Source organism: Rothia sp. 110740021-2, assembly GCF_054263775.1.
This window is the reverse complement of the sequence record NZ_JBSZFE010000001.1, coordinates 154,927-180,274: the sequence shown is the minus strand read 5'-3', so window position 1 is coordinate 180,274 and position 25,348 is coordinate 154,927. Positions and strand designations below refer to the sequence as shown.

Genomic DNA, 25,348 nt, shown 5'->3' with positions numbered 1-25,348 from the left:
ATGACGCCAGCCGGGAGCCCCCTTTCTTGCTATTTTTAGAGTGTTTTATTTCTGCGGGAAGAGCAGAGCCAACGCCTCACCCAGGGTGGTTACCTCACGTACGGTGACACCTTCGGGTACATCCCCTACGCCTGCCGGGGAGGCTGGCACCAGCACGTGCGTGAAGCCCAGTCGGCCCACTTCCGCAATACGCTGGCGGATGCCCGGCACGGCGCGCACCTCACCGGCCAGACCGACTTCGCCAAAGACCGCGAGCTTACGCGGGAGCGGCTTATTCTGCGCCGCTGAAGCCAACGCCATCACGCAGGCCAGGTCAGCGGCGGGTTCGGTAATCTTTGCGCCACCCACGGTAGAAACGTAGCAGTCGAGCTTGCCCACATTCAGCCCGGCGCGGCGCTGTAGCACCGCCAATAGCATTTGAATACGCGCCGAATCCAGACCCGAAACGGTACGGCGAGGGGCGGGTGCCACCGCCTGATCCAGCAGGGCCTGCACCTCCGCGAGCAGGGGTCGGCGGCCCTCCATTGTGACGGTCACGCAGGTACCGGGTACGGGGTGCGGAGTGCTGGAGACGAACATGCCGGAGGGGTCCAGCACCGGCGCGATACCGTCTTCGTCCATATCGAAGCAACCGACCTCGTCGGTGGGTCCGAAGCGGTTCTTGATAGCGCGTAGCATACGGATATTCGAGTGCTTATCGCCCTCGAACTGGCAGACCACGTCCACCAGGTGTTCGAGTAGGCGCGGACCCGCAATGGTACCTTCCTTGGTCACGTGACCCACGAGCAGAGTGCACATATTGCGTTCCTTTGCGGCAGCAATGACGGAGGCGGCAACCTCACGCACCTGGGTCACGCCACCGGCGCTACCCTCAACTTCAGCGGAGGCGAGGGTCTGCACGGAGTCGATGACCAGTAGGGAGGGGGTGACCTGCTCAATATGCGCCAGGGCGGTGCCGAGGTCGGTTTCGCTGGTCAGGTAGAGGGTGTCCGCGATGGCGCGGATGCGGTCGGCGCGGAGCTTGACCTGCGCGGCGGATTCCTCGCCGGTAATGTACAGGACCGGGCGCGGCGGCTGGGTGTTGTGTGCCGGGTTATTCTGCCCCGCATTCCGGGTGGTGCCGCGCGCGAAGGTGGCGGCGACGTCCAGCAGCAGGGTGGATTTACCCACGCCGGGTTCGCCCGCCATGAGGATGACCGCACCGGGTACGAGTCCGCCGCCGAGCACACGATCGAATTCGGGGTTTCCGGTGCTCATGTAGGCGGCTACGCGCGAGTCGACTTCTGCGATGGGCTGGGCGGGTTTCTGCACGCTGGATGCGGCGCGAGTGCGCGCGCGGGTGCCCCCGGCGGCCTCTTCGACGGTGCCCCAGGTTTGGCATTGGCCGCAGCGGCCTACCCATTTGGCGGTGGTCCAGCCGCATTCGGTGCAGCGGTAGGCGGGTGCGTTTTTGGTGTTTTTCGTGCGCGCGGTCATGGGTCTATTTTAGGGTCTGGGACGATATGGTGCGCAGTATTTGGTCAGGGCGAAATAGGGCACCACAGAATACATTTTTACTCTTAAATGCAGATAGTTTAGACCTGTACACTCCCACATAAATATTGAGAATATCCATTCGTTTTTAAGGCACTTTAGCCCGCCGTTCCGCCGCTGACCTGGCTCAATAACCACCCTTACGGGTACAATGTTTTTTGTGCAGATGAATTATAGTGACCTATTGATTAAAACTATCGCCCGAATCGCCCCCGGCACCGAGCTCCGCGAGGGTCTGGAACGCATCATGCGTGGCCGTACGGGCGCACTCATCGTCCTCGGATCCGACCGCACCGTATCTTCCATGTCGTCGGGCGGTTTCAATATCGACACCGAGTTCTCGGCAACCCGTCTGCGCGAGCTGGCGAAGATGGATGGCGCTATTATCTGCGACCGCGACGCCACCCGCCTGTTGCACGCCGGCGTGCAGCTCATGCCGGACGCCTCCATTGACACGAACGAGTCCGGCACCCGCCACCGCACCGCCGAACGCACGGCGATTCAGACCGGTTTCCCGGTGATTTCAGTAAGCGCGTCGATGTCCGTGATTTCGGTGTACGTTGACGGCACCCGCTACATGGTTGAAGACAGCCAGTACATGATGGCTCGCGCAAACCAGGCGATTCAGACCCTTGAAAGCTATAAGAAGCGCCTGCGTTCTGTGCTCTCCAGCCTGTCTGCCCTGGAGATTGAATCGAACGTTTCCCTGGGCGATGTGGCGATGACCCTGCAGCGCATGGAGATGGTGAACCGCATTATCCGCGAGGTCAGCCACTACGTGCTGGAGCTCGGCGTGCACGGCCGCCTGATTGCCCTGCAGTTGGAGGAGCTACGCGCCCCCGAGATGACCGCTAGCGACCTAATTCTGCGCGACTATCTGCCCGAGGTGAACGACGAGCTGATGACTGCTGGCGTTGAGGCGCTTCAGAACCTGAACGATATGGACATCGTGGATCTGCGCACGATTGCCCGCACTGTCGGCTTTGGCGAGAACCCCGACCTTGAGCTCCCTTTGCAGCCTCGCGGTTTCCGCCTGCTCGCCGGCATTCCGAGCATCCCGAACGCTATTTCTGAGCGTCTGGTGGAGCGCTTCGGTAGCCTGCAGGCTCTGATGGCGGCGTCCCTTGAGGATCTGCGTGCCGTGGATGGTGTGGGTGAGGCTCGTGCCCGCACGGTGCGCGAGCAGCTGTCCCGCATGGCGGAGAGCAGCCTGGAGAAGTATCTCTAAGGGAACAGATTATCCATCCCTCAAAAATAGTTTTACGATATGATGCAGTGACAGCGGAGTTCCCTCCGCACCTTGGCACCCCAAGGAGGTCACAATGTCGTACTCACGCACCAAGCGTCCCGTCCCGTTCTTTGTGTGGGCATCCCCCATCCTGTTCCTGATTTACCTGCCACTGCTATGGTTCAAGGTCATCCCCAACTCCTTTGAGGTGACCGACCTGTCCACCCTGCTCTTGGCGGCACTGCAGTGGACCGCTTTCGGTAGTCTGCTCGGGTACCTGGGCGAGCGCCGCTTCGCCAAACCTCGCACCTCCAAGTAATAACCATATAAAAGCTAAAGCCCCCACGCCGGAAAATATCCAGCGAAGGGGCTTTGTACACTCACACAGGGGTGAAAACTATAGACGTGAACTACTGAATCACGAAGTTCACTTGAGTCGAAGTCACACCATTCACCGTAGCAGTCGCCCAGTAAGAACCCTTCTGAGCATTCGAAGCGGAGGAGCAGCCCAGAACGTTGATCTTACGGTCCCACGCCAGGTCGGTCGCACCCTCAGAGCCTGCAGCCACGTCCGCCTTAGGCAGGGTGGTCGCCGCGCACAGGCTACGGGTGTACACCCGAGCCGCACCGGAGGTGATGTTCAGGTCCACACCGGTGTTCGCACCCTCGCCACCGACAGCGCAGGGGGTCTTCGAGGAGTTCGTGTAGGTCACGTGGAAGGACACCTGCTCGCCGGCCGCGAAGGTACGCTTCGCGGGGGTGACGGTCACCTTCAGGTCGTTCGCGGTGCACGCCGCAACAACAGCCGCAGTGGTCACCGAGGGTGCGGGGGTAGTCGGGGTCGCCGCGGGGGTGGTTGCCGCAGCGGTGGTCAGGCTTGCATTGGGTGCCGCAGAAACGGTCACCGAGGGGGTTGCCGAAGCAGTAGCCGACGCAGACGCGGTTGCAGAGGCAGTCGCGCTAGCGGACGGGGTAGCCGAAGCAGTTTCGGAGGGGCGAGCGCTGAAGCTCTGGAAGGGCGCGCCGGAAGCCGTCGCGGTGGAGGCTACAGTGGCGTCCTTCTTGCCGATAATCATGCCGACCATGGAGGTCACGCCGGCAACCAGCAGCAGAATAATAGCGAGCAGAACAATAACCGCCACGATGCGACGGCGGCGGTAGATTTCGGGAGGGAGAACGGGACCATTTTCAGACATATCCTTAAGGATACCGGGTTTACCCCCGAGATTCACAGTGAACTCTATTCATGCAGTTTTGGGAATATATGCCCTGTGGCGTAGGCTTTTCGGATGACCTCAGAGCCCAAACGTACCACACGCACACACACAGAACCTACCCTGCCCGAAGGCACGAATACCGAAGCACTCCACCACCGAATCAACCAGTGGTTCCTCAACCAGGCACGCGATTTGCCGTGGCGTCGTGACGAGTGCACCCCCTGGGGAGTGATGGTCAGCGAATTCATGCTGCAGCAGACCCCCGTCAAGCGCGTGCTACCCGTGTGGGAGGAGTGGATGCGCCGCTGGCCCACCCCCGCCGACCTTGCCGCCGAGCCCGCATCGGAGGCGGTGCGCGCCTGGGGCCGCCTGGGTTACCCGCGCCGTGCGCAGCGTCTGCACGGTACCGCTGTCGCGATTGTGGAGCAGCACAGCGGTGAAGTTCCCGCCGACTATGAGGCGCTACTGGCTCTGCCGGGCGTAGGTTCTTACACGGCGGCGGCGATTAGCGTGTTCGCGTTTGGTCTGCGCGCCACGGTCATTGATACGAATATCCGTCGCGTGCATGCGCGCGCCGTGTCCGGCAAGGCGCTGCCCTCCCGTTCGTTGACGGCGGCTGAGACTCGCCTAGCGGAGGCACTCATGCCCGCCGACACCCCCACCTCCTGCCTGTGGAATGCGGCAACCATGGAGCTTGGTGCGCTGGTCTGTACGGCGAAGTCCCCAACCTGCGAGCTCTGCCCCGTGGAGGATCTGTGCGCCTGGGTTGCGGCGGGCAAACCGGAGGCGGACTACACCCCCAAGGGCCAGAGCTGGCACGGCACGGACCGTCAGGTGCGCGGGGCGATTATGGCGGTGTTGCGTGCGGCGCATGAGCCGGTGAATCGCGAGCTCATCCTGGGTGCGGGTGTAGCCTCGGCTGGCAGCACGGCCTCTTCACCCGCTGCAGCTTCTTCGCCTGACTTGGCGTTCCCCTCGGATGCACCCGCCGCGGTGCACCACCCACTCAAGGCGCTGTATGCGCTCTCCCCCGCCGCCGAACAGCTGCAGCGCTGCTACGCGGGGCTGCTAGCGGACTCTCTGGCACGCGAGGTCGCCCAGGGCGATACAGTGCTCATCTCGCTCTAGGAATCACCTGAGTGGAGCTTCTCCTTGAGAAGACAGAAAACGACTGTGGGGCGGTACCGGATAATTCCGGTACCGCCCCACAGTCGTTTAGTACGCTAGAACTTAGCTACACAGAGCCTAGTCCTCGTCCTGAATATCAGTTGCAGGTGCTTCAGCTGCAGGAGCGTCCGCTTCGTTCAGCTCCTGCACCGAATCCAGAGCCAGCTCCTTCATCGGCTGAGAAGAGAAAACGAACTTCGCGGAGTCGCCCTCGCCCTCAGCATCCACGGTGATTTTCTCACCGGGCTTGATCTCACCGAAGAGGATCTTCTCGGAGAGTGCATCCTCAATGTTGCGCTGCATCTCGCGGCGCAACGGGCGAGCACCCATGGACGGGTCGTAACCCTTAGTGGCCATGAGAACCTTCGCAGCATTGGTCAGCTCAATAGACATATCCTGCTCCGCCAGACGCTTAGCCAGGCGACCCACGAACAGGTCCACAATCTGCAGAATCTCAGACTCGGAGAGCTGCGGGAAGACAATGATGTCGTCCACACGGTTGAGGAACTCGGGGCGGAAGTGTTCCTTGAGGTTCTCCATCACACGCGACTGCATACGCTCGTAGTCGGCGGTTGCGTCGTCCATCGCCTGGAAACCGACCGGGATGCGGCGGTTCACGTCACGCGATCCCAGATTGGTGGTCATGATGATGACGGTGTTCTTGAAGTCCACCACGCGACCCTGCGAGTCGGTCAGGCGACCGTCTTCCAGAATCTGCAGCAACGAGTTGAACAGGTCGGCGTGAGCCTTCTCCACTTCGTCGAACAGGACCACGGAGAAGGGCTTACGGCGGACCTTCTCGGTCAGCTGGCCGCCCTCATCGTAGCCGACGTAGCCGGGAGGCGCACCGAACAGACGGGAGACGGTGTGCTTCTCCTGGTACTCGGACATATCCAGGGTGATGAGCGAATCCTCATCGCCGAACAGGAACTCAGCAAGTGCCTTAGCAAGCTCGGTCTTACCCACACCGGTCGGGCCGGCGAAAATGAACGAACCACCAGGGCGGCGCGGGTCCTTCAGACCTGCGCGGGTACGGCGGATAGCGCGGGACAGCGCCGCGATAGCGTGCTCCTGGCCGATGACGCGCTTGTGGAGCTCCTGCTCCATGGTCAACAGGCGGCTGGACTCTTCCTCGGTGATCTTGTAGACGGGAACACCGGTGGAAGCTGCCAGAACCTCAGAAATAACCTCGGGGGTCACGGTGCCGAATGCGTCGCCACCTTCGTGCCATGCCTTCTCGGCTTCTTCCTTCTCAGCCAGGACCTTCTGCTCCTGATCACGCAGGCCTGCAGCCTTCTCGTAATCCTGGGAGTTGATGGCGTCTTCCTTCTGCTGGCGCAACTTGGCAGCCTTCTCGTCGAGCAGCTTGATCTCCGGAGGTGCGGTCATGCGCTTGATGCGCAGACGTGCGCCCGCCTCGTCAATCAGATCGACAGCCTTATCCGGCAGGAAGCGGTCAGAGATGTAGCGTGCCGCAAGATTCACGGCAGTCTCGATTGCCTCGTCGGTAATGGTGACGCGGTGGTGTGCCTCGTACTTATCACGCACACCCTTGAGAATCTGCACGGCGAGCTCCTGAGAGGGCTCCTCAACCTGAATCGGCTGGAAGCGGCGCTCCAGGGCCGCGTCCTTCTCAATGTGTTTACGGTACTCGTCCAGGGTGGTTGCACCGATGGTCTGCAGTTCGCCTCGAGCCAGCATGGGCTTGAGGATGGAGGCAGCGTCAATCGCGCCCTCTGCGGCACCTGCACCGACGAGGGTGTGGATCTCATCGATGAACAGGATGATGTCACCGCGGGAGCGAATTTCCTTCAGGACCTTCTTCAGGCGCTCTTCGAAGTCACCGCGGTAGCGCGAACCTGCAACCAGGGAGCCGAGGTCCAGGGTGTACAGGTGCTTGTCCTTGAGGGTCTCGGGGACGTCACCGTGCACGATAGCCTGTGCCAGGCCCTCCACGACGGCGGTCTTACCGACGCCGGGCTCACCAATCAACACAGGGTTGTTCTTGGTACGGCGGGAGAGGACCTGCATGACACGTTCCATCTCCTTGTGGCGGCCGATGACCGGGTCCAGCTCGCCCTCACGTGCTGCCGCGGTGAGGTTGCGGCCGAACTGATCCAGGATGGTCGAACCCGCGGGAGTGCCTTCGCGAGAGTTACCTGCACCCACGCCGGCGGTTTCCTTATCACCGGAGTTGTTGCCGGGGTAGCCGGAAATCAGGTCCATCACAGCCTGGCGCACGGCTGCGGGTTCAGCGCCCAGCTTGACCAGCACCTGGTTTGCCACGCCCTCGTTGGCACGAACCATGCCCAGCAGGATGTGTTCGGTGCCGATGTAGCCATGGTTCAGCTGAATAGCCTCGCGCATGGACAGTTCGAGAACCTTCTTCGCGCGAGGGGTAAAGGGGATGTGGCCGTTAGGTGCCTGGGGGCCGGGGCCGACGATGTCCTGAACCTGTTCACGTACTGCGTTCAGGGTAACGCCCAATGATTCCAGGGCGCGGGCACCGATGCCTTCGCCCTCGTGAATCAGACCGAGCAGAAGGTGTTCGGTACCGATGTAGTTGTGGTTGAGCATGCGTGCCTCTTCCTGGGCAAGCACCACAACGCGCCGAGCTCGATCGGTAAAGCGTTCAAACATTTACGCACTCCTTGCATTTTCCTATTGATACAAGAGTACGTTGAGCGCGGCTGAAAGGGCGGGCTGATGGGCGTCTGTTCGCCATCAAGAGAACAGATGAGCTGTTCGAAGCGTTTTAGGCACGGTTTCGGGGCTTCTGGCGGGGTACGGGAGTGGTTTTGAGGGGGCTAGCTCACGCAGGTGGGCCTACCCTGCAGGTGGATGGGCGCTGCCGGTCGGTGCTGACTGTTTTTGCCGGGGCTGCCTGTGCAGAGTGTGTGCATATTGCCATCGGATGTACTGCGGGCAGGTGCTACGGGTGGGTTCTGAGAGACCATGGTGCCGATACGAGGGTTTACTGAAGAGGTGAACGCACAATAACCCATATAGACCAACTCCCCAAACTGATTGTTTCCTGCAGGTGCATGAATATATTGCAGAAATTTTTAAAAATTTATACGCTTAAGTGAGAAGTTTCAATAATTTGCAAAAAATATTTGCCGGACAACACGGTACTTATTTCCCAGACAATTCCCGCATGATTTCGGCACCACACCAAGAAATAATCCGTAATTTCCGAAAGTACCACCGAAGATGCAGAGTCCCTAATTATTCGAAAAATTTCAGTCAGTACATTCCATCCTCTTCAATGGAATACTCGACTCAACGACGGCACGAATACTACAGAGCATACCCCCGCTTAGAAGAGGTGAATGCACCATTACCTTTAGTGTTCCTGCCGATACATGAAATCTAAATGGGGAGCCTGAACTCGACACCAGATTGGGTATCCGATTCCCTAGTCTTCCTCCTGATAATTCAGAAGCGAGCATGGGCAAAGGATCAATATGTTTTACATGTAAGTAGTAAATTAGGGTGGGTGATATAAAAACACCCCACCCTCCGCAGATATGCAACACATATCAAGAAATACCGGGGTACAACTAAAGGCGGATGGTCAGAAAACCAGCCGCCTTTAGCGTCCGGAGAATTAGAGCCCTAAAGCACCAAACCCTCCGACAGCGTGAATACTGAGAGCCTTTAGCCCTGAGCCTTCATTGCTTCGTAGTATGCGTCCTGAACATCCTGGTGGATGCGGCCACGGTCAGAAACCTTGTGGCCATTAGCCTTAGCCCACTCGCGGATTGCTGCGGTCTCAGGGTTGCGCTTAACCGGAGCAGCGGTGCCACGGGGAGCACGGGTGCGCTGAGTAGCGGCACCCTGCACGCGGCGGGACTTCGCTACGAAGGGGCGGATAGCGTCACGCAGGCGAGCTGCGTTTGCAGAGGACAGATCAATTTCGTAGTGAGCGCCGTCCAGGCCAAAACGGATAGTTTCGTCTGCGGGACCGCCATCGAGATCGTCTTCCAGGATGATGCGAACCTTCTGTGCCATTGAGGCGCCTCCTCATCTGTTACATATATCCTATGGGGTAAACCCAAAAACCTCTATCGGGATTGAGAAAATAGGGCGCCGGATATATTTATGTACTAATTTTCTTTCATATAGTAACAGAAATATATTAAAGATTCCGAAAATATTCTGAGCATTGAAACAATGGACCAATCACCCGCAGCGATATATCGCTTCTGCTTCCCCCCGTTAAATCTGCACTCACTACAAGAACATTAAAGTGAAGTTCAGAGTGCAAATACTTTGGAATCTTCCAGACAGCAGACACAGCCCTCAGAGACAAAGACACCTAATAATGCACCCCCTCATCCCCCGACAATCTGAGTGCAATATAGCGCCCGTACGAGCCTGCACATTAGATCATTCGCACCATACATTTCAACTCTATTCAAAAGCAAAATTCTGCCGCCTCCCATCCCTTCATTATTTTCTATGTAACACATTCATGTATATAAGCAGAAAACCCCACCAGAGTGAATGGAACAGCATAAATCAGCACCAGAATAAGCAAAAAATCACCCTAAAACTCCCCTGACCTGTGTAAATAAACAACAAACCCAACCCCAGAAGCTATACGCCGCGCAAAAGAACACACAGAAAACGGCGGGTGGCACAGATACAACCGTATCCGCGGCACCCGCCGCTTTGACACCCTCACAGGTGAAGGGGAAGCTTAGGCCTCCGGCTTCATCAGGGGGAAGAGAATAGTCTCACGAATACCGGGCTGACGCACCACAGTACCCGGATGCTCCGGATCCTGGTCGCCCGCCAGCAGCATAATCAGACGGTCGATGCCCAAGCCCAGGCCACCCATCGGGGGTGCACCGTGCTCGAGGGCGCGCAGGAAGTCCTCATCCAGTTCCATCGCCTCATCATCACCGGCAGCAGCCAGCAGCGACTGAGCGGTCAGGCGCTCACGCTGAATGACCGGGTCAATCAGCTCGGAGAACGCGGTACCGCGCTCCATACCGCCAATAATCAGGTCCCATGCCTCGATCAGAGGCTCACCGGAACGGTGCGGACGAGCCAGCGGCTGAGCACTTGGCGGGTAATCGTACACGAAGGTCGGGTTCACCAGGGCCGGCTCAACAATCTCACCGAAAAGCTCGGTCACCAGCTTCTCAGCGTCCCACTTCGGGTCAATGTCCACCTCATGCTTCTCAGCAATCTCACGCAAAACGGATGCGTCAGTCTCCGGGGTAATCTCAACTCCCACAGCCTCGGACAGGCCCGGGTACACACCAACCCACTTCCACTCACCGAACAGGTCAATGGTGCCGTTCTCGGTCTCAATACGCTCAGTGCCGACAGCCTTCGCGCAGCTCTGGATAATCTCCTTCATCCGCTCAGCCATCACAAACTGGTCAGCGTACGTCTCGTAGCACTCCAGGGTGGTGAACTCGGGGCTGTGGGTCGAGTCCACGCCCTCGTTACGGAACACGCGGCCAATCTCGTACACACGGTCAATACCACCAACCACTGCACGCTTAAGCGGCAATTCGGTTGCAATACGCATCGTCATCGGCTGGTCAAAAGCGTTCAGGTGAGTGCGGAACGGGCGAGCCGTCGCGCCACCGTGCACCAGCTGTAGAACGGGGGTCTCAACCTCAATGTAGCCGTGATCTTCCAGCACGCGGCGGACGGTACGGGTAATCAGGGCGCGCTTCTTCACCAACTCGCGAGCCTCCTCGCGAACCATCAGATCCAGGTAACGCTGGCGAACGCGGGTTTCCTCATTCAGGTCCTTGTGCAGAACCGGCATGGGGCGCAGCGCCTTCGACGCCATCTTCCAGTCGGTCACCATAATGGACAGCTCACCGCGGCGAGAAACAATCACGCGGCCGGTCACGAACACGTGGTCACCCAGGTCAACCAGGGACTTCCACTCAGACAGGGATTCCTCGCCAACCTCAGCCAGCGACAGCATCGCCTGGATGCGCTTGCCTTCGGTACCACCCTGCAGGGTCACAAAGCACAGCTTACCGGTGTTACGGACGAACACCACGCGGCCGCCAACATGCACCACACGGTCAGTCTCTTCCCCAGCCTTCAGCTCCTCAGCAGCCAGCTTCGGATCGTACTCGGCGCGCAGATCCTCAATGTGGTTGGGCTCCACGCGATTACCCTCAGAATCCAGCAGACCCACCGGGTATGCCTCGCGACCCGATTCGATCAGCTTCGCACGCTTCTCCAGGCGAATCTGCATCTGCTCGGACATATCAGCAATCGCCGGTGCGGCAGTGTGCTCAGTGCTCACAGTGATACCTATCTGTGTAGTGTGTTGGGGACTCTTCTAAACGAGCGAACGCTTAGCGCAGGTCCATGTTGTCAATCAGGCGGGTCGGGCCAACGTACGCAGCAACCAGTGCCAGCACTCGCTCCGACTCCTCAGTCGGCTCGCCGAAAGTCATCGGATCAACCAACTCTAAATAATCCAGGCGCACGCCGGGAGTGGAATTAATCCGCTCGCGCGCACCATCCAAGTCAATCTCGTGGAAACCACGGTTCAGTGAATTCTCACGCAGCATCGCCAAGGTGCGGGACAGCACGAGAGCAGACTCACGCTCCTCATCCGACAGGTAGCCGTTACGCGAAGACAACGCCAAACCGTTATCATCACGCACAATCACCACCGGGCGCATGGTCACGTCATGGTTGAAATCGCGCACCATACGCTGAATCAGGATGTACTGCTGAGCGTCCTTCTGCCCGAAGTACGCGTTCACCTGGTGGTTACCGGCCGCGGGGCGAATAATATTGAAGAACTTATTGACCACAGTCAGCACACCATCAAAGTGACCGGGACGGGTCGCACCCTCAAACTTAGTACCCAGCTCACCGCTCGAAATGCGGATGAGCGGGTCACCATCGGGGTACATCTCTTCAACCTCGGGGGCAAAAATAGTGTCAACACCGGCAGCACCGGCCAGAGCAGCATCCGCTTCGAGAGTACGAGGGTACGCCTCGTAATCCTCGCCGGGGCCAAACTGCAGCGGGTTCACGAAAATGGAGGCGACCACTACATCATTCTGTTCAGCGGCACGACGCAACAGGGTTGCGTGGCCGTCGTGCAGGGCACCCATGGTGGGCACATAACCCAGCGTGGCGGTACGGTACTGAACATCAGTGCCATTCTGCTCCGCCTCCTGGCGGGCTACCTGGTCCAGTTCCTCCTGCGCTGCGGCAAGGGATTCGGTGATTACCGTACGGAAATCCGCAATGGTGGTCACAACTCGGGGCTTCGAAGTCTCAGTCATGACGAGAACTCCTTGTTTTCGGGGGTTGAATCATCAATATCGCCGGGCTGGTTGCATTCCGTAGAATCGCCCAGCAGATTTTTAATTCGTCCCAGTTGCTCATCGTTTAACAAACCTCTATTATGCGCCTTTTTTGCAGTTGCATGTGCCAGAGCGGCATAAGAGTCTGTAATATCACCTGTTTTTTCAGGCTCTGAATACTCATTCAGAGCCTGAAGGTGAGCCTTCACGGTACCGGCGTCTCCACGTGCCACGGGCCCGGTTAGAGCACCTTCACCGCTGGCGAGCGCATTATCCACGGCGGCTCGAACGAGCGGCCCCATATAGCGTGCCGGGTCCTCAATACCGATAGAGGCAAGCATCTGCTGGGACTGGCCCAAGATGGTCACGAGGTGGTTCGCGGCATGCGCTAAGGCTGCGTGGTAGAGCGCTCGGTCAGCCTCGGCAACGTGCACGGGTTCGCCGCCCATTTCCACCACGAGTGCCTGAGCAATCGGGATGAACGGCGCGGGTCCGGTCACAGCGAAGCAGGTGCCGTTCAGACGCTGCAAATCCACGGACATGCCGGTGAACGTCATGGCGGGGTGAATCGCCAAACCGATAGCGCCCAGCGCGGTCGCCGGTGCGAGAAGCTCAGTGCCGTGACGGCCGGAGGTGTGCACCAGAATCTGACCGGCGGTGATACTTCCCGAGGACGCCAGGTAGGTGATAAGGCCCGGCAACTCGTCATCAGGAACAGCAAGAATCAGCAATTCGCTGCGCTCAGCAATCTGCTCCACCGGCAGCAACGGCACATCGGGAAGCAGCATCGCGGCGCGCTCCTGAGAAGCCTCAGACACCGCGTGAACACCCACAATAGTGTGCTCGCAGGCGCGCAAAGCTGCACCGAGGACGGCTCCGACCCTCCCGGCTGAAATAATTCCAATGCCCAAACGCGCAGGTTTTGAATGCTGTATCACGGCTTTAAGTATATTCTCCCTTGGCAACACCGCCTGCCGCCGGTACACAACAGGAGACCGGCGGTAGGGTGTGTTTGCAGTTTTAGTAGCGGGTTAACGCACACCGTACCCATTCGCGCCGGGCACATTCGCAGCAGGCGCAGAACCCAGCGCGGGTTCCGGTACTCGGTAGTAGGGCTCAATACCCTCCAGCCGAACCGTCATCAACCACACCAGGTTCTCGCAGACGCGTGGCGGCGAGTGCATCATGAGCGTACGCACCGGGCCGGGCACCGTACCGAAATGCACACTCGCGCATCCGAAGGCACGCTGCAGCGGGCCCTGACCCCAGCTTACGCTCAGCACACGGCTGACCGGAACAATCGACAGGGCACGGATAAAGTAGCCACCACGAATCAGCAGCAGGTCACCTCGCGTATGCTCACCAACACTCGAGCACGCCGCATCAGAATCAATGCAAGTGGTCGCCTGCACCGAACCGGCGGTGTAACCGACCGTGGTCACACCGTTACGCTTCCAGGTGAGCAGATCCATCCAGCGCGCCGAAGAGGGCGTCACAATCATTGCCGGAACCTGCGGCTTCTGACTCTCCAGCGAACTGTTGGCGGTATCCAGCAGCACCTGCGCCTGCACCTCATCTAGGGCGGGCAACAGCAGACGCAACACCATCACCGTCTCCTGCTTGTTGCCAACCGGTAGGGCAATATTGCGGGTCACCAGCTTCTGGTTTTCGTTCTTCTCAATACCAATACCGGCAATGGTCATCTTGATGCGGTACCAGCCAAACGCACGCCACAGGATGGGCTGCTCCACGACCAGCGCCTGAATACGCTCAACCATCACGTTCTGGGTGTGCGTGCCGGTGAAACCGTACCGCAGGGTTACACCACCCTGACCGCTGGGGGTGATTTTGAAGTTCGCGGCACCATCAAAACGTGTCCATAGGGCAACCACGTAACCGACCATAGGCGCGAAGGTACCGGGCAGTATCGCCATGAAAATGAGGAACGGGCTCTCACCCTCCAGCATTGCGGCTAAGACCGCAATGCCAACCATGAGGGCCACGGCGGGCACCAGCCACACCAGGTGCTCCAGTATGATAGAGCCAATCAGACGCACATTCGAGATGCGAAAAATCGGCGGCTGTGAGAGGTCGGCTGCGACCGGCATTGGCATACGACCGCGAGCGCCGCGGCGAGATGCTGAGGGATGCTGAGGTACAGACTGCTCGGGTGCAAACTGGTCGGGTGCGGGCTGCTGGAATCCCTGCTGAGACACTACCTGCTGGGTGCTGTCCTGCACGGGCGCACCATAGGACGCCTCGAACGGCTGGTGCATCTGATCCGCATCCAGCATACGCTCCGTCGAAATCTGCATGCTATCGGACGACACGTCGACCGGGCGGCCAGCCGCCTCCGAACGCAGCAGGTTAATACTCGCCATCGCGGTGCGGCGCAGAACCTCCGCCTTACGGGCTGAAACGTACTTGATGTGCAGCGCCTCCGAAGAGCCATCAGCCACCTCAAAACGTAGCTCCGACAGACCCAGCAGACGAGTCACCAGAGGACGCGAAATGTCCACGCTCTGCACGCTCTCCAGACGAATCGTGCGGTTCTTCTTGAACAGAAAACCGCTGCGGCGGTGAATCGCCAAATCGTCCAGGCTATAGCGAGTAAACCACCAGTCAATCGAGCCAGCAGCCAGAATCAGCAGGAGCACGGCAAAGCCGATGAGCTGCGAGTACGTCGTGCTGAAATAGCTGCTGTTCTCGTCAAATGCCTGCGTCAGGCGCGCGCCCCACTCGTTCGGCGGGGTGGTCAGAATATTCAGGATAATGCTCTGGAAGAAGCCGAACGCCAGCAGAATAATAAACCAGAGGTTCATAATGAACGTGCGGATATCGGCACGCCACCACTTCTGATCCTGAGAGTTCGGAGCGTTATTATTCGGAACCGGGGTACTCATTAGAGTGCCGCCATTCGCTCATCGGCGCGGCGCACTAAATCCGCACGCAGCTCCTCCGCCACGTTCAGCGGAATACCAAACAGCACCATCGTGCCGGTGGTCGTGCCCGCGGTGCGCACCGTCAGGCGGGCAACACCGCACATGCGCTCCAGCGGGCCCGAATCCACATCAACATACTGGATGCGACCGTACGGCATGGAGCTCATCGAACGGAACATGATACCGCGGCGAGCCATCAGGTGATTAGACTCCAGCGCGTAGCTGAGCGCGCGAGTACGGCGCGGAGTGGTCAGGATCCACCACAGACCCCACAGGCCAAACACCCCAATCACAGCCAGACCGATAATGCGCAGTACCTCCGGGCCGCCGAAGAACGCACCCGCACAATACATGGCAACACCCGCAAGAATCGGGAACGCCAAAGCAGAAATGGTGTGAACAAAGCGAACTGTCAGGTAGCGGGAAGCTGCGGGCACCCATTGCGGCTCCAGTACGGATTGCGCGGGAACTGGCTGAGACGCATTCGGGTACGAGGCTGCGGACGGAACCTGCTGACCGTACTCTGTTTGCTGTCCATACGGGGTACCATGCTGACCATAGGGCTGCTGATACTGCCCGTTCTGCCCATAGGGGCCCTGCTGGGCGTCCTGCCCGTACTGGCCATTGGGCGAATAACTATTCTGGTTAGGAGCCGACATAGGTTCCTCCCTCTCGCGGCTTTACGGCACCGGACGAGGAGGCCACATCCTCATCATCACCCGGCGGAATACGACAACAATGCTGAGCCCACAGGCCAGCAATCAGCAAGGCAACACTGCCCACACAATTAACAAGAACCTCCCAAAAGACCACCGAAAAACCGCGCGTAGACACCATCGCCAAATGGTAGCCAAGAATCGCGCCACACCAGCCCGCCAACAGGGCACCGGTCATAATGGACCCCTGCGCATACGCCACCGCACGCGCCGCAAGAATCGGGCCCATATGCGGCGCCTTCTCACGCGTCTGAATACGACGATAACGAGCCACCTGCACACCCAGCCACACGGCACCCGCCGCAACCAGCAGGCACACCGCGCCAAGCATCCACGAAAAATTCAGCTCTCCAAAACCGGCGCCAATCATCACGGAATTCACCATAAGAGCGACAGCGGCAGCACACACCGCCGCTACAATAATCGCCCAATAGCTCAGGGGCTTCATGGTGTTTCCTTTCGGTAGGTTCCTCTACCTTCCAGGGTGCCATATTTAAGGCTGATCAGGTACCTGCATCTCACGCATATAGCTAATAGCGTCTTCATCCGCCTCAATCGGCGTACGGGACAGCTCTACAACGTTCACGACCTCGCGGCTCAGCGGTGCAGGAACCTCATCCGCACGCTCCCCCGAAGGCTTCGCACGATGCGTCACCGTCAAGCGTGCCTGCGGGTCCATCTGCGCCCACGGTACCAGCACAAAAGCACGCTCCTGCGCCCGCGGATGCGGCAGAGTCAGCACCGGATCCTCAGAGATCATGCCATCATAGTCAATCACGTCAATATCGAGGGTACGTGGGCCCCAACGCACCAGGCGCTCACGGTGATACGCCGCCTCCACCGCGTTACACAGCTTCAGCAGCTCGTAGGCCCCCAGGTCAGTGGTCACCTCAATGACCGCGTTCACGAAATCCGGCTGACCCGCTGGACCACCCACCGGGGCGGTACGGTACAGCCCGGAGGCGCGCACCAGCTGCACACCACTCGCCACCAGGTCGGCGATGGCACGCTCTAGGGTATCTTCGCTTTCGCCCAGGTTCGAGCCCAACGCCAACACCGCACGGTGCTTCTGTATACCTAGTTTCTGGGTGCCCGCCATTAACGGACCCCCTCACCGGCGACACGCTCACGGAACACGCTCACCGCTACGCACCCAAATGGCACCTCAATGGGCGCCTGCGGTTTAGAAACCTTGATTTCCACCGCGTCAATACGCTCAAAATCAGCCAAAATACCCTCGGCAATGTTCATGGCAAGGGTCTCAATCAAATCCAGCGAGCCGGTGGTAATCTCGCGGTTGATAAGCTCCGCTACCAGCGCGTAGTTCGTAGTCTTCGTCAGGTCATCGGTGGCAGCTGCGGCAGAAAAATTACTGTACAGGGTCGCGTCCACGACGAAGGGCTGGCCGTCGCGCTTCTCAAAGTCGAGCACGCCGTGGTAGCCCTTGGCGGTAATGCCGGTAAGAGTGATACGGTCGTGGCGTGCGTAATCTGCCTGGGTCATTGGGGTCTCCTAGAAAGTATTTGGGGCGTTGGGTTGGCGAGCAGCTAACGGTATTAGCTGACAGAGCGCAGCGCGGAGGCGACCGTCACCGCATCCACGCTGGCGGGCACGTCGTGCACGCGCACCGCCCACACGCCGCGCGCCGCCACCAGGGCGGTCACCGCCGCAGAAGCTACGGCACGATGCTGAGCCGGGCGCGGCTCCGACAGCGGCTGCCACAGTTCACGTTCAGCCTCACCCGCATCGGTTGCGGTGAAACCGCTCGCATTCAGGCGCTCAGCCAGCGCCATATCCGCCGCGGTCAGGGCGTTAGCGATAAAACGCTTGCGGGAACCGGCAATGAGCAAGCGGTGGCCCAGGCGGTGCAGCTCATCAATAGCGGCGAGCAGCTCCCAGTCCTGCATGCCACCCTTCGCGAAGCCCAGACCCGGGTCAAGAATCAGGTTCTGCGGCAGCACACCGGCGGCAAGGAAACGCTCACGCAGGCCGGTCAGCTCCTCCACAACCTCGGTGACCACGCCGCGCGGGTACTCCGCCAGGCTGTTCATGGTCTGGGAGGTGCCGCGGGCGTGCATGAGGATGTACGGCACCTGCAGTTCGGCGGCGGTTTTAATCATTTCATCGCTCACGTTCAGACCGGACACATCGTTGATGATGTGCGCACCCGCGGCGATGGCGGCACGGGCAGTCTGCGGGTTCATGGTGTCCACGCTAATGGTGGTGCCCATCTGCGCGACTGCCTCAATAACGGGCAGGATGCGGCGCTGCTCCTCCTCCACACTGATGCGGATTGCACCGGGGCGGGTGGACTCGCCGCCAATATCGATAATGGAGGCGCCCTCAGCGATCATGCGGGCGGCGTGGGCGATAGCATCGGTGGCGGCATAGTGCTGTCCGCCGTCACTGAAGGAGTCGGGGGTGACGTTGAGGATGCCCATCACGAGGGTGCGTTCAGCAGCGAGCGCATCGCAGGGCAGAGAGGCTACACGAGTGGTGTGTGTGGATTCAGTCATAAATTTATCGTACCGAATCTGCGGTGCTCCCATGTGTGCCGCTGTGATTGGAAGCGCTATTTGGGCGGGGGTCGGGACACCGACGGGGCGATTCTGGTGACACGACATGCAATATTTGCATTACAGATACCTATTTAAGGGTATGCTGGGAGAGCACGCATACCGCACCGGGCGCATTCCTAGTCGGCAGCGCGCCCCCCACACATACATACTCTAGGAAGTGACTCATTGTGAATATGAAGACTGGAGCTTGGATCCTCTCCCTGGTGGCTCTTGCCGCGCTGGTGACTATTGTGCTCGCTGAAAATGCTCCCGCCGTGCGTTGGATTGCTTTCGGCACCGCAACCAGTTGCGGTTTCATTGCCCTGGGCTTGATCGTAACGCTTGTCCTGGGTTGGGATGATCCGAGCGAGGCGAAGGATAGCCTGCAGCGTTAGTGGCGGGCTCTTCTAGCTTCTGAGGCATAGTATTCACTGCACCGCCGTTCAGGAGGCGACAGCTCACAACACACTCTCGGAGCACTTTGGCGATGCGAAAAGGGGCGGAGGTTTTCACCTCCGCCCCTTTTAACGTGTCTAGAGTGCGCTTAGCGCTGCGAGAAAATCAGGCTCATCGCCTCCGCACGGGTTGCGCCATTCATCAGCGCACCGCGTACCGCGCTGGTCACGGTCTTCGCGCCCGGCTTACGCACACCGCGCATTGACATGCACATGTGCTCAGCCTCAATCACCACAATCGCGCCGCGCGGGTTCAGGTGCTCCTCGAGAGCCTCCACCACCTGCGTGGTCAGACGCTCCTGCACCTGCGGGCGGCGAGCGTACATATCCACCACGCGGGCAAGCTTGCTCAGACCGGTCACCTTACCGTCCGGACCGGGAATGTAACCCACATGCGCCACACCGTGGAAAGGTACCAGGTGGTGCTCACAGGTGGAGTAGAACGGAATGTCCTTCACCAACACCATCTCAGAGTGGGCAATGTCGAAGGTCGTACCCAGAATCTCGCCAGCGTCCTGGTGCAAGCCCGAGAAGAACTCCGCGTAGGCGCGCGCAACACGTGCCGGGGTCTGCTGCAGACCGTCACGGTCCGGGTCCTCCCCAATCGCGAGCAGAATCTCACGGACGGCAGCCTCAATACGCGGCTGGTCGACGGCGTTCTTAGCCTCGCTCATTCTCTTCTCCATTCTGGTTCGGGGTGCCGTTCTCCGGGCGCTGCGCCGGAGGCACAGGGTAGTTCGGGTACTGCTGGGTGGGCATTGCGACGGTCGGGTCGGCATCCGGGTTGGTGACCGGCGGCTGTACGGGTGCCTGCTGTGCAGGTGCAGCCGGTGCTACAGGAACAGTAGGTGCCGTAGCAGGAGCTGCCGGTGCAGTGACAGGTGCTTCCTCAGCCTTTTCAGCTTCCTTCGCCAGCTCGCTCGGTGCCTTCACCGGCGGGATGTCGGTGCGCTCGCGGGTCGGCTTGGAGTACCAGTACTCACGCTCGGGGCGCTTGCGAACATCCTTGAAGATTTCGGCAATCTCGTTCTCGAGCAGGGTTTCCTTCTCGAGCAGGGCGAAGGCGAGGCGGTCTAGAACATCACGGTTTTCCAACAGAATCTGGAATGCCTCATCGTGTGCCTGCTCCAGCAGGGCGCGAATCTCAGTGTCGACCTTTGCCGCGGTTGCATCAGAGTAGTTGCGTGCCGAAGCTCCGCCGCCGCCGAGGAACGGTTCGGTATCTTCGCCGCCGAGCTTCACGGAACCAATCACGGCACTCATACCGTAGTCGGTAACCATCTTGCGGGCGGTGTCGGTCGCCTTCTGAATGTCGTTAGAAGCACCGGTGGACGGGTCGTGGAAGACGATTTCCTCAGCCGCACGGCCACCCATCGCGTACGCCATCTGGTCGAGCAGTTCGTGGCGGGTCGTGGAGTACTTGTCATCCTGCGGCATGACCATGGTGTAACCCAGGGCGCGACCACGCGGAAGAATAGTAATCTTCGTGACCGGCGCGGAGTTACGCAGTGCCGCCGCGACCAGGGCGTGACCGCCCTCGTGGTATGCGGTGACCTTACGTTCGTGCTCGTTCATGATGCGCGAGGAACGCTGCGGACCAGCCATGACGCGGTCAATCGCCTCGTCGATAGCGCGGTCGTCAATCACGTTACCGTTATCACGGGCGGTCAGCAGAGCCGCCTCGTTCATGACGTTCGCCAGGTCAGCGCCGGTGAAGCCGGGGGTACGCTTCGCGACCTGAGCCAGGTCAACAGTGTTAGCGATCGGCTTGCCTGCCGCGTGAACGCGCAGGATGTGTTCGCGGCCCTGCATGTCGGGTGCGTCCACACCAATCTGGCGGTCAAAACGACCAGGACGCAGCAACGCCGGGTCCAGAACATCAGGTCGGTTCGTTGCCGCAATGACGATGACGTTCGAGTTACCGTCAAAGCCGTCCATCTCAACCAGCATCTGGTTCAGGGTCTGCTCACGCTCATCATTACCGCCACCCATGCCGACGCCACGGCGGCGACCAACAGCATCAATCTCGTCGACGAAGACGATGGCGGCGGGGTCGCTCTTCGCTTCCTTGAACAGGTCGCGCACGCGGGACGCGCCCACACCTACGAACATTTCAACGAAGTCAGAGCCAGAAATCGAGTAGAACGGCACGCCAGCCTCGCCCGCCACAGCCTTGGCGAGCAGGGTCTTACCGGTGCCGGGAGGGCCGTACAACAGAACGCCCTTGGGGATCTTTGCACCCAGGCGGGTGAACTTTTCGGGTTCAGCCAGGAACTCGCGGACTTCTTCCAGTTCAGCGAGCGCCTCGTCCACACCGGCGACGTCGCTAAAACGTACCTCCGGCTTGTCCTTGGTAAACTTCTTCGCGCGGGACTTGGAGAAACTCATCACGGAGGAGCCGCCTCCGATTCGTCCCATCAGGAACCAGAAGAGCACACCAAAGAGCAGAATCGGCAACAGCAGGGACACCAGGGAGCCCAGGAAGCTGTGCTCAACCGGCTGGTCCGTGTAGCTTTCCAGCTCAGCGGATTCCATTGCCTTAGCAACTTCGTTGCCGCGGGGCTGCACATAGTAGAAGCGCACCGACTTACCGTAGTTGTCGTTGCCCTTCTTGTAGTCGTCCTTAAGCTGCAGCTCGACGCGCTGGTCGCCGTCGTAAATCTTTGCGCTCTTGACCTGATGGTCGTTGAGCAGCTGAAGACCGACGTTAGTGTCCACCTGACGCGAGGGCTGAGTGAAGAAGGAGGTCATGAGGAAACCCAGCATGACCACAATAGCTACACCCGGAAAGAACCAGGAGCTATGAATCAGCTTCTTCAGGAAGGCCTCCGAGCCTTTCTGCGGAGTATTGGGGTTTTGCGCCAATGCTTTGTCCTTACGTTGCGGCTGTTACCCGTTGGGGTGCGGCCTGCTAGCCGGAACACCCTACGATGCAACCTTAAATGTACCCTACCTCAGCGAGCGGCTAGGTACCGGGCTTCTCTATTTCACCTGCGGGCTAAAGGGTTGTAGCATTCGGCGGGGCTGAAAGTGCATCTTCTTCGTCGGGTATTCGCGGCGGCTGGTATCTTTGGTAGCTAGTATCCGCGGCAACGGTACGTCTGGGTGGCTGCGTCTCCCGCGTCCATCTCCGGATATATCCACAGTCGGGTACAGCAACGCCCCGCTCCCCCACAAACGTGAGGAAGCGAGGCGTCACCACCAACAGCATGGTTGCTGAGGTGAAGGCTTAGGAGTAAACGTGCGGGTGCAGGGTTGCGACACAGTCCAGGTTGCGGTACTTCTCAGCGAAGTCCAGGCCGTAACCAACAACGAACTCGGGCTCAATGTCCCAACCGACGTACTTGACGTCAACGTCAGCCTTGACAACCTTAGGCTTGCGCAGCAGGGTGCAAATCTCAACGGAAGCTGCGCCGCGAGAAATCAGGTTCTGCTGCAGCCATGCCAGGGTCAGGCCGGAGTCAATGATGTCTTCAACAATCAGGACGTTGCGGCCTACCAGGTCGGTATCCAGGTCCTTGAGGATACGCACAACACCTGAGGACTTGGTGCCGGAACCATAAGAAGAAACAGCCATCCAGTCCATGGTGTAGTGGCCCTTGAGAGCACGGGAAAGGTCAGCCATAATCATGATGGCGCCCTTGAGAACACCCACCAACAGCACGTCCTTACCGGCGTAGTCCTCGTCGATGCGCGCCGCCAGTTCGGCGACCTTCGCATTAACCTCTTCCTTGCTGAAGAGAACGTTCTTAATATCGTCCTGCACGTCGATAGCCTGCACGATGTATTCCTTCGTATCTTTAGACGCTCTGCGTCTCCGCCGGAGCCCCAGGTACGGGGTTTCATACTTTCCCCCAGCGGACAATGTGGATGATGTTCGCCTTAAGTATGGCTTAAAACGGCGCCGCGGCGCACCTTACCACGCAGACAGTGTGTGCTGAGGAGGCTCCGCGGGTACCTAGTTAGGGTCGAGTTAGCACTAATACGAGCACGTCCAGGCATTTACCAGTTGCTGGATGCACAATTTTGCGGCGACGGTACGCGCTTACGTGACCGGGCATCTGAACGGGTCCAGCTACCGCATATTCGGCGGTGAAAAAGTCCAGCGCCCGCAGTCGCTCGAAGCCCGGGTTCTCTCCCCCGGCGGCTTTACAGGCCGTCGCAAGCACACGCAAACGAAGCGCCGGATGCAGCGCCGCCACCTGCGCACGGTCCAGCAGCACGGCGTCCTCGCCTTCGATGCCGCGCACAGCGGTTCCGGCGGGTAGGATTGCCTGCTTGTAGGCTGCCTGTGCCCGTTCGTCGAGGTATTCGGCATCGGGGCCAGCTACGGAGGCGGTGCGCGCCAGGGAGCAGGCGACGTCCCCCCCGAGATACTTCTCCAGGTAGGGCAGCACGCTGTGGCGGATGCGGGCACGCATGAGGGATTGGTCAGTGTTGGTCGGGTCAATCCAGGGCGTGAGGGTTTCGGCGTCGCAGATGTCGAGCATGTCGGTGCGGCGCAGGTCAAGGAAGGGTCGCAGGTAGGTGACGCCCTCTTCGACGCGTACAGGCGGCATGCCCGCTAGGGAGCGTGTGCCAGAGCCTCGGCTCAGGCCGAGCAGCACGGTTTCTGCCTGGTCGTCAAGGGTGTGGCCGAGCAGTACGGCACGGGCACCGGTCGCCTCGATGGCTCTCGCGAAGGCACTGTAGCGGGCGGTGCGTGCCGCCATTTCGGGGCCCATGTTACCGGCGGGAACCTGCACTTTTTCGGTGATGACGGGGTGAAGCCCCAGGTCGGCAAGGGTCTGCGCAGTCTGCGCGGCGATTGCGGCGGAGTCTTCTTGTAGGCCGTGGTCGACGATGATGGCGCCTACGCGTACGTCGCTGCGGCGGGCAAAGTGCGCGGCAATGGCTGCCAGCGCGAGGGAGTCGGGGCCGCCGCTGCAGGCGACCAGGAGCAAGGGTAGGTCGGCGGCGTCCGCGGTAGAGGCGGTGCGGGAGCGTCCGGTGGCTTTGATGCTTCCGGCGCCAAGGAGCTTTTCGAGGGCGGCGGCGAGGTGGCGGCGGGCAGTGCCGACGGCGGGGTGCAGGCGTCCTGCGCGTCCATTCTGCATGGTGGTTCCTTTATATAGGCGTGCGGGAGGGTTAGGTGAGGGGGTTGGCAATAGTCAACTCGATGCCGAGCTCTTGGGCGACCTTGAGGACCGCACCAATTGATGGGCCGGGTAGCCCACGTTCAATATCACGAATCGTTTTATCGCTGATCCCAACCATCCACGCCAACTCCATTTGAGTGATTTTTTCGTACTTGCGGACGGCGCGAACCTGGGCACCAAATTCCTGCGCGAACCCCGTTGCGTCGAATACCATGGGGCTTCCTCCTCACCGCTACAGAATCTCAATTTATACGAACTATTCTTCGTAATATGCCCATAATAGCACCCCAAGAATCTCTCTGAGGCTGTATTCCGAAGAATAGTTCGGTTGCAAATGCTCTTCCCGGAACCTCCGAACACAATCAAGGAGTACAACAAAAAAGGGGGCGTGCCCACCGCCTCCAGCACGCACGAAACTCGCACGAACCAGACACGGGGAACACGTCCCCTGACAAAAACCGGGTGCACCTAACGGTGCGGCAGTTTAGTGACCCTCAGCTGCGAAACGGTCGATAGCCTCCTGGACCATCTTCTCAGCAGCGGCCAGGTCTTCCCAGCCCTCGCCCTTAACCCACTTGCCGGGCTCCAGGTCCTTGTAACGCTCGAAGAAGTGCTGAATCTCAGCCTTCAGCTGTTCGGGAACATCAGCCAGGGACTTGATGTGGTTGTAACGCTTGTCGGTGGGAACGCACAGAACCTTAGCGTCGCCGCCAGCCTCATCGGTCATGTTGAACACAGCAACCGGGCGAGCCTCAACCAGCACGCCGGGAACAACATCAACGTCCAGGATCAGCATTGCGTCCAGCGGGTCGCCGTCCTCACCGAGGGTGTTCTCGAAGTAACCGTAAGCGGTGGGGTACTGCATGGAGGTGAACAGCACGCGGTCCAGGCGCAGGCGGCCGGTCTCGTGGTCCACTTCGTACTTCACACGGGAGCCGCGGGGAATTTCAATAGTGACATCGAGTTCCATCGGAACCTTCTTTCTCGTGAGTTAGAGTCACTTTCGCGGCGACTTCGGCGCGCAAGGTGCGAAAGTTAGGTGTTGAACTCACCCATTGTAACCCGTTCACGCACACCGAAACCG

Annotated in this window: 23 protein-coding genes; 4 read left to right on the top strand and 19 right to left on the bottom strand. The window is 59.6% G+C overall.

Annotated features, from left to right (window positions below):
* Positions 1–45: 45 nt before the first annotated feature.
* On the bottom strand, positions 46–1,476 hold the full coding sequence (gene radA, locus ACUXHH_RS00780) for a DNA repair protein RadA (RefSeq protein WP_279741053.1): 1,431 nt from the start codon (positions 1,474–1,476) through the stop codon (positions 46–48).
* Positions 1,477–1,684: 208 nt separating this feature from the next.
* On the opposite strand from radA, the gene disA reads away from it, so the two are divergent.
* Together disA and ACUXHH_RS00770 are read left to right on the top strand one after the other, a co-directional pair.
* On the top strand, positions 1,685–2,761 hold the full coding sequence (gene disA, locus ACUXHH_RS00775) for a DNA integrity scanning diadenylate cyclase DisA (protein ID WP_279741055.1): 1,077 nt from the start codon (positions 1,685–1,687) through the stop codon (positions 2,759–2,761).
* Positions 2,762–2,855: 94 nt separating this feature from the next.
* Entirely contained in the window at positions 2,856–3,080 is a 225-nt protein-coding gene (locus ACUXHH_RS00770; RefSeq protein WP_279741057.1) for a phosphoglycerol transferase, read from the top strand.
* Positions 3,081–3,171: 91 nt separating this feature from the next.
* Here the strand turns inward: ACUXHH_RS00770 and ACUXHH_RS00765 are convergent, their stop codons facing one another.
* Positions 3,172–3,957 (bottom strand): hypothetical protein, encoded by a 786-nt coding sequence (locus tag ACUXHH_RS00765; protein ID WP_458390611.1) that lies wholly within the window; start codon positions 3,955–3,957, stop codon positions 3,172–3,174.
* A 93-nt stretch (positions 3,958–4,050) separates the two neighbouring features.
* Between ACUXHH_RS00765 and ACUXHH_RS00760 the strand changes: the two genes are divergently transcribed.
* On the top strand, positions 4,051–5,106 hold the full coding sequence (locus ACUXHH_RS00760) for an A/G-specific adenine glycosylase (protein WP_458390610.1): 1,056 nt from the start codon (positions 4,051–4,053) through the stop codon (positions 5,104–5,106).
* Between the two features lie 117 nt (positions 5,107–5,223).
* Here ACUXHH_RS00760 and ACUXHH_RS00755 read toward each other — a convergent pair whose 3' ends face one another.
* From ACUXHH_RS00755 to folP, 11 genes are all read right to left on the bottom strand, one after another.
* Positions 5,224–7,785 (bottom strand): ATP-dependent Clp protease ATP-binding subunit, encoded by a 2,562-nt coding sequence (locus ACUXHH_RS00755; protein ID WP_279754512.1) that lies wholly within the window; start codon positions 7,783–7,785, stop codon positions 5,224–5,226.
* A 1,020-nt stretch (positions 7,786–8,805) separates the two neighbouring features.
* Positions 8,806–9,159 carry a histone-like nucleoid-structuring protein Lsr2 gene (locus ACUXHH_RS00750; RefSeq protein ID WP_458390609.1) on the bottom strand — a complete coding sequence of 118 codons (354 nt, stop codon included), beginning with the start codon at positions 9,157–9,159 and terminating at the stop codon, positions 8,806–8,808.
* 691 nt (positions 9,160–9,850) lie between these two features.
* Positions 9,851–11,434, bottom strand: a complete 1,584-nt coding sequence (lysS, locus tag ACUXHH_RS00745) for a lysine--tRNA ligase (protein WP_371567960.1) — start codon at positions 11,432–11,434, stop codon at positions 9,851–9,853.
* Between the two features lie 52 nt (positions 11,435–11,486).
* Positions 11,487–12,434, bottom strand: coding sequence for a pantoate--beta-alanine ligase (gene panC, locus ACUXHH_RS00740; RefSeq protein ID WP_458390608.1), 948 nt, complete (start codon positions 12,432–12,434; stop codon positions 11,487–11,489).
* Entirely contained in the window at positions 12,431–13,393 is a 963-nt protein-coding gene (locus ACUXHH_RS00735; protein WP_458390607.1) for a Rossmann-like and DUF2520 domain-containing protein, read from the bottom strand. Before ACUXHH_RS00735 ends, panC begins: the two co-directional genes overlap by 4 nt.
* 93 nt (positions 13,394–13,486) lie before the next feature.
* Complete coding sequence (locus ACUXHH_RS00730) at positions 13,487–15,358, bottom strand: PH domain-containing protein (RefSeq protein ID WP_458390606.1); 1,872 nt, start codon at positions 15,356–15,358, stop codon at positions 13,487–13,489.
* Positions 15,358–16,056 carry a PH domain-containing protein gene (locus ACUXHH_RS00725; RefSeq protein WP_314077634.1) on the bottom strand — a complete coding sequence of 233 codons (699 nt, stop codon included), beginning with the start codon at positions 16,054–16,056 and terminating at the stop codon, positions 15,358–15,360. Before ACUXHH_RS00725 ends, ACUXHH_RS00730 begins: the two co-directional genes overlap by 1 nt.
* Entirely contained in the window at positions 16,043–16,561 is a 519-nt protein-coding gene (locus tag ACUXHH_RS00720; RefSeq protein WP_279742222.1) for a DUF3180 domain-containing protein, read from the bottom strand. The genes ACUXHH_RS00725 and ACUXHH_RS00720 overlap by 14 nt, the downstream gene beginning before the upstream one ends.
* 45 nt (positions 16,562–16,606) lie before the next feature.
* Positions 16,607–17,212: a 2-amino-4-hydroxy-6-hydroxymethyldihydropteridine diphosphokinase gene (gene folK, locus ACUXHH_RS00715; protein WP_279742223.1), complete on the bottom strand. Its 606-nt coding sequence runs from the start codon at positions 17,210–17,212 to the stop codon at positions 16,607–16,609.
* Positions 17,212–17,616 (bottom strand): dihydroneopterin aldolase, encoded by a 405-nt coding sequence (gene folB, locus ACUXHH_RS00710; protein ID WP_279742224.1) that lies wholly within the window; start codon positions 17,614–17,616, stop codon positions 17,212–17,214. Before folB ends, folK begins: the two co-directional genes overlap by 1 nt.
* Before the next feature lie 53 nt (positions 17,617–17,669).
* Entirely contained in the window at positions 17,670–18,629 is a 960-nt protein-coding gene (gene folP, locus ACUXHH_RS00705) for a dihydropteroate synthase (RefSeq protein WP_279788327.1), read from the bottom strand.
* Positions 18,630–18,865: 236 nt separating this feature from the next.
* Here folP and ACUXHH_RS00700 point away from each other — a divergent pair, with 236 nt between their 5' ends.
* Positions 18,866–19,066, top strand: coding sequence for a hypothetical protein (locus ACUXHH_RS00700; protein ID WP_280925884.1), 201 nt, complete (start codon positions 18,866–18,868; stop codon positions 19,064–19,066).
* A 149-nt stretch (positions 19,067–19,215) separates the two neighbouring features.
* On the opposite strand, the gene folE is transcribed toward ACUXHH_RS00700, so the two are convergent.
* From folE to ppa, 6 genes are all read right to left on the bottom strand, one after another.
* Positions 19,216–19,800 carry a GTP cyclohydrolase I FolE gene (folE, locus tag ACUXHH_RS00695; protein WP_005504347.1) on the bottom strand — a complete coding sequence of 195 codons (585 nt, stop codon included), beginning with the start codon at positions 19,798–19,800 and terminating at the stop codon, positions 19,216–19,218.
* Entirely contained in the window at positions 19,787–21,991 is a 2,205-nt protein-coding gene (gene ftsH / locus ACUXHH_RS00690) for an ATP-dependent zinc metalloprotease FtsH (protein ID WP_458390605.1), read from the bottom strand. Before ftsH ends, folE begins: the two co-directional genes overlap by 14 nt.
* Before the next feature lie 364 nt (positions 21,992–22,355).
* Positions 22,356–22,907, bottom strand: coding sequence for a hypoxanthine phosphoribosyltransferase (hpt, locus tag ACUXHH_RS00685; RefSeq protein WP_279742227.1), 552 nt, complete (start codon positions 22,905–22,907; stop codon positions 22,356–22,358).
* A gap of 181 nt (positions 22,908–23,088) precedes the next feature.
* A complete protein-coding gene (gene tilS, locus ACUXHH_RS00680; RefSeq protein WP_458390604.1) occupies positions 23,089–24,222 on the bottom strand; it encodes a tRNA lysidine(34) synthetase TilS in 1,134 nt (377 codons plus the stop codon).
* Between the two features lie 31 nt (positions 24,223–24,253).
* A complete protein-coding gene (locus ACUXHH_RS00675) occupies positions 24,254–24,478 on the bottom strand; it encodes a helix-turn-helix transcriptional regulator (protein ID WP_458390603.1) in 225 nt (74 codons plus the stop codon).
* A gap of 270 nt (positions 24,479–24,748) precedes the next feature.
* Positions 24,749–25,234 carry an inorganic diphosphatase gene (ppa, locus tag ACUXHH_RS00670; protein ID WP_279742230.1) on the bottom strand — a complete coding sequence of 162 codons (486 nt, stop codon included), beginning with the start codon at positions 25,232–25,234 and terminating at the stop codon, positions 24,749–24,751.
* Positions 25,235–25,348 lie beyond the last annotated feature (114 nt).

Bases quoted from the DNA above. Each gene is read 5' to 3' on its own strand.
- radA (WP_279741053.1), bottom strand. From the start codon at position 1,476: ATGACCGCGCGCACGAAAAACACCAAAAACGCACCCGCCTACCGCTGC.
- disA (WP_279741055.1), top strand. From the start codon at position 1,685: ATGTTTTTTGTGCAGATGAATTATAGTGACCTATTGATTAAAACTATC.
- ACUXHH_RS00770 (WP_279741057.1), top strand. From the start codon at position 2,856: ATGTCGTACTCACGCACCAAGCGTCCCGTCCCGTTCTTTGTGTGGGCA.
- ACUXHH_RS00765 (WP_458390611.1), bottom strand. From the start codon at position 3,957: ATGTCTGAAAATGGTCCCGTTCTCCCTCCCGAAATCTACCGCCGCCGT.
- ACUXHH_RS00760 (WP_458390610.1), top strand. From the start codon at position 4,051: ATGACCTCAGAGCCCAAACGTACCACACGCACACACACAGAACCTACC.
- ACUXHH_RS00755 (WP_279754512.1), bottom strand. From the start codon at position 7,785: ATGTTTGAACGCTTTACCGATCGAGCTCGGCGCGTTGTGGTGCTTGCC.
- ACUXHH_RS00750 (WP_458390609.1), bottom strand. From the start codon at position 9,159: ATGGCACAGAAGGTTCGCATCATCCTGGAAGACGATCTCGATGGCGGT.
- panC (WP_458390608.1), bottom strand. From the start codon at position 12,434: ATGACTGAGACTTCGAAGCCCCGAGTTGTGACCACCATTGCGGATTTC.
- ACUXHH_RS00730 (WP_458390606.1), bottom strand. From the start codon at position 15,358: ATGAGTACCCCGGTTCCGAATAATAACGCTCCGAACTCTCAGGATCAG.
- ACUXHH_RS00725 (WP_314077634.1), bottom strand. From the start codon at position 16,056: ATGTCGGCTCCTAACCAGAATAGTTATTCGCCCAATGGCCAGTACGGG.
- ACUXHH_RS00720 (WP_279742222.1), bottom strand. From the start codon at position 16,561: ATGAAGCCCCTGAGCTATTGGGCGATTATTGTAGCGGCGGTGTGTGCT.
- folK (WP_279742223.1), bottom strand. From the start codon at position 17,212: ATGGCGGGCACCCAGAAACTAGGTATACAGAAGCACCGTGCGGTGTTG.
- folB (WP_279742224.1), bottom strand. From the start codon at position 17,616: ATGACCCAGGCAGATTACGCACGCCACGACCGTATCACTCTTACCGGC.
- folP (WP_279788327.1), bottom strand. From the start codon at position 18,629: ATGACTGAATCCACACACACCACTCGTGTAGCCTCTCTGCCCTGCGAT.
- ACUXHH_RS00700 (WP_280925884.1), top strand. From the start codon at position 18,866: ATGAAGACTGGAGCTTGGATCCTCTCCCTGGTGGCTCTTGCCGCGCTG.
- folE (WP_005504347.1), bottom strand. From the start codon at position 19,800: ATGAGCGAGGCTAAGAACGCCGTCGACCAGCCGCGTATTGAGGCTGCC.
- tilS (WP_458390604.1), bottom strand. From the start codon at position 24,222: ATGCAGAATGGACGCGCAGGACGCCTGCACCCCGCCGTCGGCACTGCC.
- ACUXHH_RS00675 (WP_458390603.1), bottom strand. From the start codon at position 24,478: ATGGTATTCGACGCAACGGGGTTCGCGCAGGAATTTGGTGCCCAGGTT.
- ppa (WP_279742230.1), bottom strand. From the start codon at position 25,234: ATGGAACTCGATGTCACTATTGAAATTCCCCGCGGCTCCCGTGTGAAG.